Origin of the sequence: Cedecea sp. P7760 (assembly GCF_013386425.1) — a bacterium.
GTDB classification, from domain to species: domain Bacteria; phylum Pseudomonadota; class Gammaproteobacteria; order Enterobacterales; family Enterobacteriaceae; genus Cedecea; species Cedecea selenatireducens.
Genome location: NZ_JACARU010000024.1, coordinates 87,990 through 103,695, shown reverse-complemented (window position 1 = coordinate 103,695; position 15,706 = coordinate 87,990). Strand labels below are relative to the sequence as shown.

Annotated in this window: 13 protein-coding genes; 3 read left to right on the top strand and 10 right to left on the bottom strand. The window is 56.1% G+C overall.

What is annotated here, in order from left to right:
- Positions 1-2: 2 nt before the first annotated feature.
- A complete protein-coding gene (locus tag HX778_RS10600) occupies positions 3-224 on the bottom strand; it encodes a zinc ribbon domain-containing protein (protein ID WP_038480024.1) in 222 nt (73 codons plus the stop codon).
- 258 nt (positions 225-482) lie between these two features.
- Here HX778_RS10600 and HX778_RS10595 point away from each other — a divergent pair, with 258 nt between their 5' ends.
- The 3 genes from HX778_RS10595 to HX778_RS10585 are packed head-to-tail and all read left to right on the top strand — an operon-like array spanning position 483 to position 3,934.
- Positions 483-1,931 (top strand): amidase, encoded by a 1,449-nt coding sequence (locus HX778_RS10595; protein WP_176981951.1) that lies wholly within the window; start codon positions 483-485, stop codon positions 1,929-1,931.
- A complete protein-coding gene (locus tag HX778_RS10590) occupies positions 1,924-3,234 on the top strand; it encodes a cytosine permease (RefSeq protein WP_176981950.1) in 1,311 nt (436 codons plus the stop codon). The genes HX778_RS10595 and HX778_RS10590 overlap by 8 nt, the downstream gene beginning before the upstream one ends.
- Complete coding sequence (locus HX778_RS10585) at positions 3,227-3,934, top strand: cysteine hydrolase family protein (protein WP_176981949.1); 708 nt, start codon at positions 3,227-3,229, stop codon at positions 3,932-3,934. The genes HX778_RS10590 and HX778_RS10585 overlap by 8 nt, the downstream gene beginning before the upstream one ends.
- Positions 3,935-3,991: 57 nt before the next feature.
- Here the strand turns inward: HX778_RS10585 and der are convergent, their stop codons facing one another.
- The 9 genes from der to pbpC form a co-directional block, all read right to left on the bottom strand.
- Entirely contained in the window at positions 3,992-5,497 is a 1,506-nt protein-coding gene (gene der, locus HX778_RS10580; protein WP_038480012.1) for a ribosome biogenesis GTPase Der, read from the bottom strand.
- A gap of 123 nt (positions 5,498-5,620) precedes the next feature.
- On the bottom strand, positions 5,621-6,802 hold the full coding sequence (bamB, locus tag HX778_RS10575) for an outer membrane protein assembly factor BamB (protein ID WP_038480010.1): 1,182 nt from the start codon (positions 6,800-6,802) through the stop codon (positions 5,621-5,623).
- Positions 6,803-6,812: 10 nt separating this feature from the next.
- On the bottom strand, positions 6,813-7,433 hold the full coding sequence (locus tag HX778_RS10570; protein ID WP_038480009.1) for a YfgM family protein: 621 nt from the start codon (positions 7,431-7,433) through the stop codon (positions 6,813-6,815).
- A 35-nt stretch (positions 7,434-7,468) separates the two neighbouring features.
- Complete coding sequence (hisS, locus tag HX778_RS10565) at positions 7,469-8,743, bottom strand: histidine--tRNA ligase (protein ID WP_176981948.1); 1,275 nt, start codon at positions 8,741-8,743, stop codon at positions 7,469-7,471.
- Between the two features lie 115 nt (positions 8,744-8,858).
- Complete coding sequence (ispG, locus tag HX778_RS10560) at positions 8,859-9,980, bottom strand: flavodoxin-dependent (E)-4-hydroxy-3-methylbut-2-enyl-diphosphate synthase (RefSeq protein WP_038480003.1); 1,122 nt, start codon at positions 9,978-9,980, stop codon at positions 8,859-8,861.
- 38 nt (positions 9,981-10,018) lie between these two features.
- Complete coding sequence (rodZ, locus tag HX778_RS10555) at positions 10,019-11,008, bottom strand: cytoskeleton protein RodZ (RefSeq protein ID WP_176981947.1); 990 nt, start codon at positions 11,006-11,008, stop codon at positions 10,019-10,021.
- Between the two features lie 423 nt (positions 11,009-11,431).
- On the bottom strand, positions 11,432-12,595 hold the full coding sequence (locus HX778_RS10550; RefSeq protein WP_038479997.1) for a bifunctional tRNA (adenosine(37)-C2)-methyltransferase TrmG/ribosomal RNA large subunit methyltransferase RlmN: 1,164 nt from the start codon (positions 12,593-12,595) through the stop codon (positions 11,432-11,434).
- Positions 12,596-12,773: 178 nt separating this feature from the next.
- Entirely contained in the window at positions 12,774-13,205 is a 432-nt protein-coding gene (ndk, locus tag HX778_RS10545; RefSeq protein WP_038479994.1) for a nucleoside-diphosphate kinase, read from the bottom strand.
- 168 nt (positions 13,206-13,373) lie between these two features.
- Positions 13,374-15,701, bottom strand: a complete 2,328-nt coding sequence (pbpC, locus tag HX778_RS10540; protein ID WP_176981946.1) for a peptidoglycan glycosyltransferase PbpC — start codon at positions 15,699-15,701, stop codon at positions 13,374-13,376.
- Positions 15,702-15,706: the final 5 nt, after the last annotated feature.

Here is a 15,706-nt window from a genome sequence, read left to right as displayed (position 1 = left end):
GTTCAGAGCGCGGTGGAAATAAATTCCACGCGCTTTTTAGAAATCAGCCCGTGGCCGTTCTGGCAGAAATAATCCACCGCCCCACACGCCTTCAGCACCTGCAACGGTTTATGGCAGTCCGGGCAAAGCGCCTCCAGACGGAAATCTTTGCCGCAGGCATCACAGTGCGCGCCGCCGTCCGTTTGTCTCAGTTCGTTTCTACACTCGGGGCAATTAAGCATCATCCTTCCCTCCCGCTAAGTCATTAATGGGCCCCATTATATACCCATAACGTTCAGATGGATTCACTTCGCTATTGTGCAAAAGGCTGGCAAGTTTAGCGCATTAATGCACCGTTTTTGCCCAACCTGTTCCCTCGCTGATTAACGCTTGTATCCAGACTGGTATCCCAGACGGCGCTGCGGCTGAACCTTCAATTTTTTGAAGTCATTGGCATGATAATTGAATCACTCCCTTTACGTGGTCAATCGGGGAGGATTTTCATGTTTGATGAGCTGTTAGATAAAGATGCCACTGCGCTTGCCGCACTGATTCGCTGTGGCGAGGTTTCAGCCCGGGAAGTTACTCAGGCAGCCATCGATCGCCAGCAGGCGCGTGAGCCCTTAATTCAGGCGTTTTGTACCCCAACGCCGGAACTCGCTCTGGCTCAGGCGAAAGCCGTCGATGCCAGGCGTGCCAGCGGGCAAACATTAGGTGCGCTGGCGGGCGTTCCCCTGGCGGTGAAAGACCTGATTTGTACCGCCGGGGTGAAAACCACCTCCGGCTCTGCCGCCTACCAGGACTTTGTGCCGGAAGAGGACGATATCGCCGTGGAGCGCCTGCTGGCTGCGGATGCCATCCTGCTGGGTAAAACCACCGCCCCCGAATTTGGCTACAGCGGCGTGGGGCACAATCCTCTGTTTCCTTCCCCGCGTAACCCCTGGGATCTGAGCAAAACGCCCGGCGGCTCCAGCGCAGGCTCAGGTGCAGCGCTCGCTGCCCGGATGTGCCCGATTGCGCTAGGCAGTGACGGCGGAGGCTCGGTGCGCATTCCGGCCGCTCACTGCGGCGTCTATGGCCTGAAAGCTTCTATGGGGCGTGTGCCACTTTGGCCCGGCTGCCGCGACGAACGTTATCCGGGCGTTTCCAGCTGGGAGTCTTTGGAGCACATTGGGCCGATGACCCGCACCGTGCGGGATGCTGCGTTGATGATGTCACTGCTGGCCGGCCCGGATATGCGCGACCGCCACTCTATTCCCAGCTCTGACGTTGACTGGCTGACCTCGTTAGATAAGCCCTTGAGCGGCCTGAGGATCGCCTTTAGCGCCGATTTTGGTTACGTCGCCGTGGACAGCGAAGTTCGCCGGATAACGACGGAAGCTGCGCGTCGTTTCGCGCGTGAGCTGGGCGCGGAGCTGGAAGAAGTTGACCCCGGCATCGCCGATGAAGTCTCGACGTTTGCCGCTCTGGTTGCCTTTGAAAGCGATCTGACCGGCATGCGAAAAATGCAGGCCGAACTGGGGCCGCGAATGTCGCCGCACCTGAGCGCCATGCTGCATCACACGTGGCGGGCCGAAACATTCACCGACGCGAATACCCGGCGTAAAAAAATCTGCAATCAGCTTTGGCGTTTTATGCAGCGCTATGACCTGCTGCTTTCCCCAACGCTCGCCGTGCCGCCGTTTCCGCTCAACATGCAGGGCCCGGAGGTCATCGACGGGCGCATGGTGAGAAGCGACCACTGGCTGTCGTTCTGCTTCCCGTTCAACTTTACCGGCCAGCCGGCTGCTTCGGTGCCCGCAGGCTTTACCGCAGACGGCCTGCCCGTCGGGCTGCAAATCGTGGGTCGTCACCTGGACGATGGCCTGGTGCTCGCGGCAAGCGCCGCTTTCGAGCGCATTCAACCATGGAATCACATCAGCCCTGCTTCACTCGGAGTTGTCCATGAATAAGAAATCGTCCCCTGCCCTGGAGCAGGAATTTGAGCACGAGCCCGTGCCGCTTAGCCATCGCCATTCTACAGGCTCCGTCTCGGCGGTGTGGTTTGGTTTCCCTATGATCCTCACCAATGCGCTGTTTGGGGGCATCATCACCTGGTCTCTCGGCTTCTGGCCGGCCATTATTGCCATTCTTCTGGGCAACCTGGTGCTGTTTGCCTATGTGGGCTCCCTCAGCTGGTTTGCCGGGCAGACGGGCATGAACTTCGCCTTACAGGCAAAACGAACCTTCGGCACCAAAGGCTACATTTTGGTTTCTGGTTTTCTTTCCACGGTGGTGATTGGCTGGTATGCCTTCCAGACCGGCCTTACCGGCACGGTGATTAATCAGACCTTCGGCTGGAACGCGCTGGCGGTGACGGCGTTCGCCATCGTGCTCTACACCGGCGTCACGTTCCTGGGCGTTCGCGCGCTGTCGATTCTGGGCATGGTTGCTGCCCCGCTGTTTGTGGTGCTTGGCCTGGTGGCGCTGTGGCTGATTAGCCAGCAGCATGATTTCAGCGCTGTCGTTCAGTGGCACGGCAGCCCCGCCGCTGTGGGCACCATGAGTATGGGCACTGCCGTTACCATGGTGGTGGCGGGCTTTGCTGATTCAGGTACCATGACCGCCGACTTCACCCGGTGGTCAAAAAACGGTAAATCCGCCGTGATTGCCGCCTTCTCGGCATTCCCCGTCGCCAACGTCATTTCTTATCTTTTTGGCGTGGTTATCGTGGCGGTGGGCGCGGCCGTCGACCCGGCGACCAACGGCGGGAACTTCCTGCCGATCCTGATGGGGCACGGCGCTTTGCTGTCGGCCATCGCCTGCCTGTTCGTTTTTATCAACCTTGGCTCCGTCTGTACGCACTGCCTCTACAACGGTGCCGTGGGCTACAGCCATCTGTTCCACAGCAAAATGCGGCTCTGGACGCTTATTCTGGGCGTTGCGGGCGGCGCGCTGGCGTTAGCGGGCGTGTGGTCTTACTTCCTTGAATGGCTGAGCCTGCTCGGCATTGTCGTGCCGCCGTTTGGCGCCGTGATGATCGTCGATTTGATTTTTATGGCCAAAATTAGCGAAACCCGTAAAACAAGCCGCATGCGTGGCAGCGCCTTTGTGGCCTGGGCTATCGGCAGCCTTTGCGCAGTGGTCGCTCACCTGCTGTTCCCGCAGTTTGGCGAAGCGGTCATTGGCCTGGTCACCGCAGCAATCAGCTACACCCTGATAATGAAGATTAAAAATGAAGCCCCGGCGAGCATCATGGAGGGAAAAAATGCCTGATTACACCGTTAACTCAACGCCGTACGCCTGGCCCTTTGACGGCCACTACAGCGCCCACGACACCGCGCTGATCGCCATCGATATGCAGACCGATTTTTGCGGCAAAGGTGGTTACGTCGACAGTATGGGCTATGACATTGCGCTGACGCGGGCACCGATAAAACCGCTCCAGCAGGTACTGGCCCGCCTGCGCGATCTGGGCTTTCCGATTATTCATACCCGCGAGGGACATCGCCCTGATTTAAGCGATCTACCGGCGAATAAGCGCTGGCGTTCAAAACGGATGAACGCAGAAATCGGCGCGGCGGGCCCTTGTGGCCGCATTCTGGTGCGCGGGGAGCCTGGCTGGGAAATCATTCCGGAACTGGCCCCGCTCGAAGGGGAAGTGATTATTGATAAGCCTGGAAAAGGGTCGTTTTACGCCACCGATCTGGAACTGATTCTGCGCAGCCGGGGGATCCGCAACCTGATTCTGAGCGGCATTACGACGGATGTTTGCGTGCATACCACGCTGCGTGAAGCCAACGACAGAGGCTTTGAATGTCTGGTACTGACCGATTGCTGTGCGGCCACGGAACGGAAACACCACGAAGCGGCATTAAGCATGATTCATATGCAGGGCGGGATTTTTGGTGCAGTGGCGAGTTCAGAGGTTTTACTGGAAGGGCTTGCCAGCAAAACATCCGCGCTGGCAGTTTAACCTTTAAACCGATGAGCTCCCCTTCTGCCGGGGAGCTCATCGGCTATCAATCAGGGCTTACTTGCCCTTTTTGATGTGCTTAATCAGACGCTTACGCTTACGCATCTGGTTTGGCGTCAGGGTGTTGCGTTTCCCGGCGAACGGGTTCTCCCCTTCTTTGAACTGAATACGGATTGGCGTACCCATGACGTCCAGCGATTTGCGGAAGTAGTTCATCAGATAGCGCTTGTAGGAGTCCGGCAGGTCTTTTACCTGGTTGCCGTGAATCACCACGATTGGCGGGTTATAGCCACCGGCGTGAGCATATTTCAGCTTAACGCGACGACCGCGAACCAACGGCGGCTGATGGTCTTCTGCCGCCATGTTCATGATGCGGGTCAGCAGCGCGGTGCTTACGCGGCGCGTGGAGCTGTCATAGGCTTCACGAACGGACTCGAACAGGTTACCTACGCCGCTGCCGTGCAGGGCAGAGATGAAGTGCACGCGGGCGAAGTCGATAAAGCCCAGACGATAGTCCAGCGTCTCTTTCACCTGCTCGCGAACTTCATTGCTCAGGCCATCCCATTTATTGACCACGATAACCAGTGAGCGCCCACTATTCAGGATGAAGCCCAGCAGCGAGAGATCCTGATCGGAAATGCCTTCGCGGGCATCAATAACCAGCAGCACCACGTTCGCGTCTTCAATTGCCTGCAGGGTTTTGATTACCGAGAATTTTTCTACCGTATCGGTAATTTTCCCGCGCTTACGTACGCCCGCGGTATCAATCAGCACGAATTCACGCTCATCACGCTCCATCGGGATGTAGATACTATCGCGAGTGGTGCCCGGCATGTCGTAAACGACCACGCGTTCTTCACCGAGAATACGGTTAGTTAGCGTGGACTTACCTACGTTAGGGCGACCAACGATAGCGAGCTTAATCGGCAGATCCTGAGGGTTGAAGGCTTCTTCTTCCTCTTCTTCCTCAAGCTCTTCGTCATCGGAAACAATGCCGTTTTTAGCGTTAAACGCGGCCCAATAGGCTTCGTCTTCGTCGATTTCTTCCGGCTGTTCACGCGGATCGACGTCGTCCATCCACGGCACCAGAACGTGCTCCAGCAGGCTGGTTACGCCGCGACCATGGGAGGCAGCAATCGGGTGGATTTCGCCGAGGCCCAGGGAATAGAAGTCGATAACCGCCTGGTCCGGGTCAAGACCATCGGTCTTGTTCGCTACCAGGAAAGTAGGCTTCTGACGAGAGCGCAGGTGCTTAGCGATGGCTTCATCGGCAGGCATCAGGCCCGCGCGCGCATCCACCATGAACAGCACAACATCTGCCTCTTCAATCGCCAGTAGCGACTGCTCGGCCATACGCGTTTCCACACCGTCTTCGGTGCCGTCGATACCGCCGGTATCAATGCAGATAAACTCACGGCCTTCGACTTCCGCACGACCGTACTTGCGATCGCGAGTCAGCCCCGGAAAATCCGCAACCAGCGCATCGCGGGTACGCGTTAAGCGGTTAAACAGGGTCGATTTACCGACGTTAGGGCGCCCAACAAGCGCGACCACAGGTACCATTATAAAAGCCTCATTACTCAAAATTTATTAGCAAAACGGCGTCAATTTTCGGCCGTTTTAAAAAAACCAAAACGGCTCCCGGACTAAGGGAACCGTTTCAAACGTGACGATTATCCGACAAATTTAGCGTTTGATGGCGTACAGCGTGCCGTCTTTTGCCTGGATAAGCAGTTTGTCGCTGGCAACAACCGGCGTCGTCTGGAAGCCGGAGCTGTCCACTTTCTGCTGGGCAACAAAGCGCCCGTCATCATTGTTGATCCAGTGCATGTAGCCTTCGCTGTCGCCGACCACCAGATAGCCATTGTACAGCACTGGCGCGGTCAGGTTGCGGTGCAGCAGATCGCTTTGCGTCCACAGGGTCACGCCGCCGTCCACGTTCAGGGCAACAACGCGGTCGTTCTGATCCACCAGATAAATGCGGTTACCGTCAACGATGAAGTCGTTCACCGAGCCCATCTCACGTTTCCACATGATCTGGCCGGAACGCAGATCCAGCGCGGTCAGGTTGCCGTTATAAGCCAGAGCATAAACCACACCGTTAACAATAACCGGAGTAGTATCAACGTCGCTCAGGCGGTCGATTTCCGTCGCACCGGTTGCCTGGGAGATACGCTGCTGCCAGATAATCTGGCCCTGCTGCATCAGCACGGCGCTAACGCGGCCGTTATCACCGCCGACGATAGCTGCGCCAAAGGCGGTTGCCGGAGCCGATTCACCGCGCAGAGACAGCGAAGGCATATCGAGGTTAACGCTCCATTTTACCGCGCCGTCAGCTTCGTTCAGCGCCTGCAGCATACCGTTGCTGGTATGAATCAGCACAACGCCATCGCTCACAACCGGGCGAGAAAGCGCTTCGCCCGCCACTTTCGCCTGCCAGGCAATGCTGCCGTCCGAGGTATTCAGCGCGAAGACTTTCGCTTTTTCGCTGCCCACATAAACGTGCCCACCGTCAACGGTCAGACCGCCGGACAGCAGAGCAGGAATATTGCTGGAGAAGAAGCCGGTTTTCTCAGAGAGATCGACTTTCCACTCTTCTTTACCGTCATCCGCATTCACGGCTTTTACGGTACCACGGCGGTCAGCGGCATAGATGGTGCTGCCTTCCCATGCCGGATGCAGGTTAGAGTAGAAATCACCGATTCCATTACCCACGGACGTGCTCCACGCTTTCTCCGGGGTGAACTGGTTTTCCACCGTTGGCAGCGGGGACATTTTAACCACATCTTCTTCGCCGCTGAACAGAGAGCAGCCGCTGAGCAGCGTCAAAGAGAGCAGCCCAGGCACAAATAGTTTACGCAATTGCATCGGGTCCCTCTTAGCTGGACAAATTATTGATTTTCATCTGCATCATTTCACGCAGGGCAGGAGAAGCATTGGTTTGAGAACCTTTGCTCCACGCATCACGTGCCCCCTGCTTATCCCCTTTACTGAGCAACGCCTCACCGCGCAGGTCGGCAACCATCGCTACCCAGCCTTCGCCTTTCACGCTATCCAGGGTTTTCAGCGCGGCATCAGCCTGCTTCTGCTGGATCTGAACGCGAGCCAGACGCAGGTTAATCAGCGCCTGCATGTTCGCGTCTTTGGTGCTGCTAAGGCCGTTTTGCAGCTGGGTGGCCGCCTTGCCTAAATCGTTTTTATCAACGAACTGCTGAGCCAGCTCTAACGCCGCCAGCGCACCGTAGGTGTTTTTGTTGTCAGCAGCGAATTTTTCTACCGCTTCCAGCGTTTGGGGCTGGTCTGCTTTCACCGCGCTGGTGACGTTCTGATAAGCCAGAGAAGCGTCACGCATGGAGTCGTCCTGATGGCCGTTCCAGTAACGCCAGCCCACCAGAGCGCCGATACCCAGCACAACCCCGACTACCAGCGCTTTGCCGTTTTCTGCAAAGAAGCGTTTTACCGCTTCCATCTGATCGTTTTCGTTCTCGTAAACTTCCACGCAGTCCTTCTCCTTAACGAATAATCACCGGGTGATTAACCCAGTAACGCCTGCAGATGGGCGGCAGCGTCGGCCTGTGCGACGTTTTGTTGCTCACCTGTGCGTAAATCCTTAACCACGACTTCGCCTTTAGCGACTTCATCTTCACCCAGCACCAGTGCAACGCGAGCGCCCCACTTGTCGGCACGAGCGAACTGCTTCTTGAAGTTACCGCCACCGTAGTTAGTCATCAATTTCAGTGCCGGCACCTGGTCACGTAGCTTTTCAGCCAGCAGCATTGCCGCGCCCTGCGTTCCCTGACCCGAGGAGATCAGGTACATATCGACAACGGATTCTGCTTTAAATTCAGGATTAATCGCCTGAACCAGTAAAACAAGGCGCTCAAGGCCCATGGCAAAACCAACCGCCGGCGCCGCGCGCCCGCCAAGCTGCTCAACCAGACCATCATAGCGGCCACCTGCACACACGGTGCCCTGAGAGCCCAGGCTGTTGGTAACCCACTCAAATACGGTGCGGTTGTAGTAGTCCAGGCCGCGAACCAGACGCTGGTTTACGGTGTAGGCAATGCCTGCAGCATCGAGGAACTGGCACAGACCAGCGAAGTGCTCACGAGACTCTTGATCAAGGTAATCACCCAGCTGAGGCGCATCGTTCAGCAGAGCCTGAACGTCCTGATTTTTGGAGTCCAGCACGCGCAGCGGGTTGCTGTACATGCGGCGTTGGCAGTCTTCGTCCAGCTTCTCTTTATGCTGCTCCAGGAAAGCAACCAGCGCATCACGATAGTTAGCGCGAGCTTCCAGAGAGCCGATAGAGTTCAGCTCCAGGCTCACGTGCTGGTCAATACCCAGCGCGCGCCACCAGCGAGCGGTCAGCATGATAAGCTCGGCGTCGATATCCGGGCCGTTCAGGCCAAAGACTTCAACACCCAGCTGGTTAAACTGGCGATAACGCCCTTTCTGAGGACGTTCGTGGCGGAACATCGGCCCGATGTACCACAAGCGCTGTTCCTGATTGTACAGAAGACCATGTTCGATACCGGCACGCACGCAGCCCGCGGTGCCTTCAGGACGCAGGGTCAGGCTGTCGCCGTTGCGATCCTCAAAGGTATACATCTCTTTTTCAACCACGTCGGTGACTTCACCGATAGCGCGTTTGAATAACGGGGTCTGCTCTACAATCGGCAAACGGATTTCGCTGTAACCGTAGCTCGCGAGCACCTGCTTAAGAATGCCTTCAATACGCTGCCAGATGGCGGTTTCGCCCGGCAGGTAATCGTTCATGCCGCGAATGGCTTGAATGTTTTTTGCCACGTTTTTTCTCTGCTTTATATACAAAAAATGAACCCGAAATCAGGCCATTCACTCAGGTAAACGGCCGTGCGGGTTCAATCATACACGGGAAGCCCTGTGCTTCCCATGCTTCGCATTATTTTTCCAGCTGTTGGATATCAATACGCTGCTTTTCATCCAGCATGCTGGCCTTGGCACGAATACGCGCTTCAAGCTGCGCAATCATGTCATCGTTGTCCATACGATCTCGCTGGCGGACGCCATCTTCGTAGAAACCACTTTTCTTATTACCGCCGGTCACACCAAGCGTGGAGACCAGCGCTTCGCCCGGCCCGTTAACCACGCAGCCGATGATGGAAACGTCCATCGGGGTGATAATGTCTTCCAGACGCTGTTCGAGCGCGTTAACCGTCCCGATAACGTCAAACTCCTGACGAGAACAGGTTGGGCAGGCAATAAAGTTGATCCCACGGGAACGAATACGCAGCGACTTAAGGATGTCGAAGCCGACTTTGATCTCTTCAATCGGATCCGCCGCCAGAGAGATACGCAGCGTGTCGCCGATCCCTTCAGAAAGCAGCAGGCCCAGGCCGATCGCTGACTTTACTGCACCAGCACGCGCCCCACCCGCTTCGGTGATCCCGAGGTGCAGCGGCTGATCGATCTGTTTAGCCAACAGGCGATAAGACTCAACTGCCAGGAAGACATCAGAGGCTTTTACGCTGACTTTGAATTGATCAAAGTTGAGACGATCAAGATGATCTACATGGCGCATAGCGGATTCGAGCAGCGCCTGAGGCGTTGGCTCACCGTATTTTTCCTGCAGATCTTTTTCCAGGGAACCGGCATTAACGCCGATGCGGATAGGAATATTTTTATCGCGCGCGCAGTCAACCACGGTGCGAATACGCTCTTCGTTGCCGATGTTGCCGGGGTTAATACGCAGGCAGTCGACACCGTATTCTGCAACTTTGAGCGCGATGCGGTAATCGAAGTGAATATCGGCCACCAGCGGAACGTTGACCTGCTGCTTAATCAGCTTAAAAGCCTCGGCAGCATCCATCGTTGGCACGGATACGCGAACGATATCGGCGCCTACGCGTTCTAATGCTTTGATTTGATTAACCGTGGCTTCCACATCGGTGGTACGCGTATTGGTCATCGACTGAACGGCGATAGGGGCACCATCGCCGATTGGCACATTACCGACGTAGATCCGCCTGGATTTGCGACGTTGGATGGGTGCGGCATTATGCATGGTAAATCTCCACAATTACGCGTCTGGACTGGCGCTGATTATTCAGCACCGACGGTCAGACGTGCAACCTGGTTAGTTCTGATAAAACGACTCAGGTCCACAGGTTTGCCCTGGTATTGAACCTGTACTGCCGACGGCGCGCCAATTTTCAGTTTATAAGGCGCTTTGCCCGCTAAATTCAGCTTCGCATCTTTGCGCTGCAGGCCGCTAAACAGCTTTTTACCGCTGGCGTCGGTGACTTCCAGCCAGCAGTCAGCGGTGAAGTTCAGCGCCAGACCTTGAGCGGCATCCGCCGCCTGATTCACACCAGCCTGATCGGTTGGCAGCTGCCCGGCAGTCACTGCTGGCGTAGTCTGTGCGTTATCAATTGGTGCCTGGCCTGGCGCAACCACGGCCGGCTGCTGAGTGACATCCGCAGCGGCAGTTTGCTGAGATGGCGCCGGAGCCACGCTATTTGCAGCAGGCGCAGGCTGTTCAACGGCCGCTGCGGAAGGCGAGGTCGCCGCCGCATCGGTAGAGGTATCACTGCCGGTATTCAGCGGCACAGACTGGCCGCTGCTGGTAGAAAGTTCAGTGGTTGACTGGTCGGCCATCGTAGACAGCTCTTCCTGCTGCGCCTTGTGGTTTTGCCACCACCATGCGCCCGTCAGGCCAATGACAACGAACAGAATCAGCCAGGTAAAACTCATCAGCCAGCCGTCGCGCTTTTTACGGCGCTTACCGAGTGAGAAGCTTTGCATAGGCTCAACTTTGGCCGCCTTAATCGGGGCCTGTTTCGCCATCATCGGCAACAGCTCTTCTTCAGGAATACGAACCAGTCGCGCATAAGAGCGGATATAGCCACGCAGGAACGTAGAGGCCAGCTCGGCAGGCGCCTTGTCGTCTTCTATATCCCTGACGGTGGAAACTTTCAGGCACAGGCGTTCAGCCACAGCCTGCTGGCTGAGACCCATCTGTTCACGCGCGTTACGTAAACGCTCACCTGTTGTTTGTGCTGCATTTGATTCGTTAGTGGCTTCAGTATTCATTAGCTACAACTGCTGGTACTGTTCAAATTAAAGAATTTGGCACGAGTCCTGTACCGCAACGTCTCCGCTACGTCAGATTGACTCGCACCGCGAAACAAATCTGATACCTGAAGGCAAACCCTCAGCAAAAATACCCGATGTCAGCAGCGTAATTCACGCTGAGCTGGCGTTTTCCTGGGCTACCGGACCTGCCGGTAAGTTAACCATAGCCACCCTTCGGCAAACTGTCCGTTAACTTTACGAAATGGGAACAACTAAACTGTTGTTGTGCGGCTACATACTGCCTTAAAGCCGCCCGAAACGCACCGTAATTATTATGCTGAATGATGTATTAGGCCACGTTATTGACTGCCCATACACTTTTGCCCGTTTTTTATACCGCGCAGAGCACCCTCGCCCAGCGCGGTAAATAGCCATCTATTATCAGACGGCCTTCACGGCAATAGGTTCACCCTGCATACGCTTACGCATAGTACGCTTGGTACGGTCGATAACTTCACCGGCCAGCTGGCCACATGCTGCATCGATATCGTCGCCGCGGGTCTTACGAACAATGGTAGTAAAACCATAGCTCATCAGTACTTTAGAGAAACGATCGATACGGCTGTTAGAACTGCGGCCATAAGGTGCGCCCGGGAACGGGTTCCATGGAATCAGGTTGATTTTGCATGGCGTATCTTTCAGGCATTCGGCCAGCTGATGCGCGTGATCTGTACCATCGTTAACGTGATCCAGCAGCACATACTCCACCGTCACGCGGCCCTGGTTGGCGTTGGATTTCTCCAGGTAACGACGAACGGCCGCCAGGAAGGTTTCGATGTTGTATTTTTTGTTGATCGGCATGATTTCGTCACGAATATCATCGGTAGGCGCGTGCAGGGAGATAGCCAGCGCGACGTCAATCATATCCCCGAGCTTGTCCAGCGCTGGCACAACGCCAGAGGTGGAAAGCGTTACGCGACGTTTAGACAGGCCAAAGCCGAAGTCGTCCAGCATGATTTCCATGGCCGGAACCACGTTGTTCAGGTTCAGCAGCGGCTCGCCCATGCCCATCATTACCACGTTGGTGATAGGACGCACGCCGGTTTTCTTCTGCGCACCGATAATCTTCGCCGCACGCCAGACCTGACCAATAATTTCTGACACGCGCAGGTTACGGTTAAAGCCCTGCTGCGCGGTGGAACAGAATTTACACTCCAGCGCACAACCTACCTGTGAAGAGACGCACAGCGTAGCGCGGTCTTCTTCCGGGATGTATACCGTTTCAACCAGCTGATCGGCTATTTTGATTGCCCATTTGATGGTGCCATCGGCAGAACGTTGCTCTTCTGCAACTTCCGGAGCACGAATCTCGGCAATCTCTTTTAGCTTGTTGCGCAGCACTTTGTTGATGTCCGTCATTTCGTCGAAGTCATCACTGCAATAGTGATACATCCACTTCATGACCTGGTCGGCGCGGAACGGCTTTTCACCCAGCTCGGCGAAAAACTCGCGCAGCTGCTGGCGGTTAAGATCGAGCAGGTTAATTTTTTCGGCTTTATTGGAAACAACAACAGGTGTCGCTTCAGGCGTGTTCATTTCAGACATAATGTTTTCCGGCCTCGTTGTTACACGTTATGGCCCCTGGAGGGTTAGAAAAAGAAACGCCCCGGTGAGCTGGCTCTTCCGGGGGCGTTGCATTGTACAAATTCTAGGGCATAGATGCCACGACTGAAAGCGAACAACGGAGATATTAAGTGTAAATTCGCTTACAGATTTGGAAATATCAACGGGTGCGTGGGCACACTTCGCCTTCGGCGAAGAAGTAAGCGATTTCACGGGCTGCGGATTCTACGGAGTCAGAACCGTGGGTGCCGTTTTCGGTGAAGCTGTCAGCGTAGTCTGCACGCAGAGTACCTGCCAGCGCGTTAGCCGGGTTAGTTGCGCCCATCAGGTCGCGGTGACGCTGTACTGCGTTTTCGCTTTCCAGAACGGAAACCACGATTGGGCCGGAGGTCATGAACTCAACCAGACCGTCGAAGAACGGCTTACCGTCGTGCTCAGCGTAGAAACCACGAGCCTGCTCAACGGTCAGATGCAGCATTTTTGCGCCAACGATTTTAAACCCTGCAGATTCAAAACGAGCATAAATGTTACCAATAACGTTTTTTGCCACCGCGTTTGGTTTGATGATGGAAAAAGTACGTTCAATAGCCATGATTACCTCTGTAGATGTTCTGTGTGTCCGGGAAACCCGGTTATGAAATTGGCGCAGATTATAAAGAGCAAGTTTGCCGTTGCCTATGGATGGAGATAACATTTTTTTAAAATAAGATTAGTTTTGGCAACACAATCGATGCAGCAGGCGGTATTTCATCTTTTGCCGTTACTGTAGAATGAAATTCGCACTGGCTACCTGCCCGGATTCATCCATCACAAGCACCTGATATTCTCCTGGTTTATTAAGCATTAACGCCAGCCCATCGCCCTGACTCTCTTCGCTTTGTCCGTTAATAAACCACCAGCGCTGGCCTTGCCCCCCCTGGCTGGAAAGCCGTAGAGGAAGCTGCATTTGCCCCGGTAAACGTTTCAATATCGTGCCGTTTCGTACCCCCAGCAGTAATAATGGCGTTACGCTCTCTTTCTGCAGCGGAGGGCAGATTTCAGAAGGCGGCGGAAGACGCTCCGCCCTGCGTTCAGCCTGTGGCAGCCACGGCTCAAGAGGCAGCGGCCAGAGTGCGACAGTCTGCTGACGAGCCCCCGGGCAATCGGGTGCCACTCGCTTACCCTGCGCATCAACCCAAATAAGCTGACGCGTGCCCTGCGCGCCTTCCTGCCCCGGAGCCAGCAGCGTGGGCGGCTGAGCATCATCCAGAAGCCAGGTCGTCAGGCGTCGGCGGCAATTACTATCCCCCGGCGGCAATGCCTGCCCGCCGGGCCAGCAGATCTCTGCGGCACTGACCGAGGCCGGGCGAGGATCCGTCGGCAAATGAAGCTGCTGCACGCGTGAATTAGCCTGCAGCAGATTGTTTACCTGATTAAGCAGCGGTACGGCACTCCCTAAGCCAAACTGCCCCGCCACCGGCGTGCTATCAGGCCTGCCGGTCCAGATGCCAATCAGGTAACGCGAGTTGATGCCGATGGCCCAGGCATCACGATAGCCGTAGCTGGTCCCGGTTTTCCACGCCAGAGGGACGACGGGAGGTAAAGAAGCATCAGGCTGAGGCTGGGCTTCTCCGGCAAGAATTCGGCGGATAATCCAGGCCGAACCCGACGACATCAACGGACGCTCCCGCAGCGCATCATTCGCCAATACCCGCAGCTGAGCGGCTTTGCCATGACGGGCAAACGCGCTGTAGGCCGCAACTATCTGGTCCAGCCTCGCACCACCGCCGCCAAGTATAAGCGAGAGGTTGGGCTCGCTTCCCTGAGGGAAGCGAAGGTTGAGCCCCACATTACCCATCTGCCCGGCAAAACGCTTCGGCCCGTAGGCCTCGAGCACCTGAACAGCGGGCAGGTTCAGCGAACGCACCAGAGCATCGCTCATGCTCACCGGCCCGTGAAAACCCGTATCAAAGTTTCCCGGACGATAGTCGCCGAATCGACGCGGCACGTCCTGCAATAAAGAAGCCGGATGAATTAATCCTTCGTCCATTGCCATGCCATAAACAAAAGGCTTCAGCACGGAGCCCGGCGATCGAACGGCGGTGACCATATCGACATGCCCGAATCGACTGTCATCGTTGATATCCGCCGAGCCAACCCACGCGCGAACCTGCATCGTGGTGTGGTCAACCACCAGCATGGCCAGTGAAGATCGAGGCGGTAAACGTGATTTCCAGCCCAGGGCCAGCTCTTCCAGCTGACGCTGCAAAGAAGCATTCAGCGTGGTAGAGATCAGCGTATCTTTAGTGCGCGATGCCAGATACCGGGACAGCAGCGGGGCGAGCTGCGGCATCTGGCGGGGTGCCAGCCAGACAGGCTCCTGCAAAGACTCTGTAACCTGTTTCTGTGACCACACGCCCTGTTCCGCCATGCGACGGAGTACCTTATCCCGTGCTAGCTGCGCGCGTTCAGGCCAGCGGTCAGGCCGCAGGCGGCTTGGTGCCTGCGGAAGTACCGCCAGCAGCGCAGCTTCTGAATAACTTAGCTTTTCAGGGGCTTTCCCGAGATAGGCCCAGCTTGCCGCGCCGACGCCCTGTAGCGTGCCGCCGAAGGGAGCACGGTTGAGGTAGAGGGTCAGGATCTGCTTTTTGGAAAGATGCCATTCGAGCTGGAAGGCGCGCCAGACCTGGCGAACTTTACCGCCGAAAGTACGAGGATGAGGATCCAGCAGACGCGCAACCTGCATCGTCAACGTGCTGCCCCCGGAGATCAATTCTCCATGACGCAGATCCTGCCAGGCCGCTCTCAAAATCGAGAAAGGATTTACGCCGGGATGATCCCAAAACCAGCGATCCTCATAGCCAATAAGCGCTTCAAGGTAACGAGGAGAAACCTGATTCAGCTCCACCGGATAACGCCAGATCCCTTCCGCATCCGCAAACCGCCATAGAGGAGTACCGTTTTCAGCGACCACTACGCGAGCCGGGTTGACCTCATGTAAAGGCAGAGGCCAGAGCTTATCCGCCAGCCAGATGAGAGAGGCAACCAGCAGCGGCACTATCAACCAGAGATAGCGCCGCCGCCAGCGTAGCCTTGATCCGTTAAGCACCGACG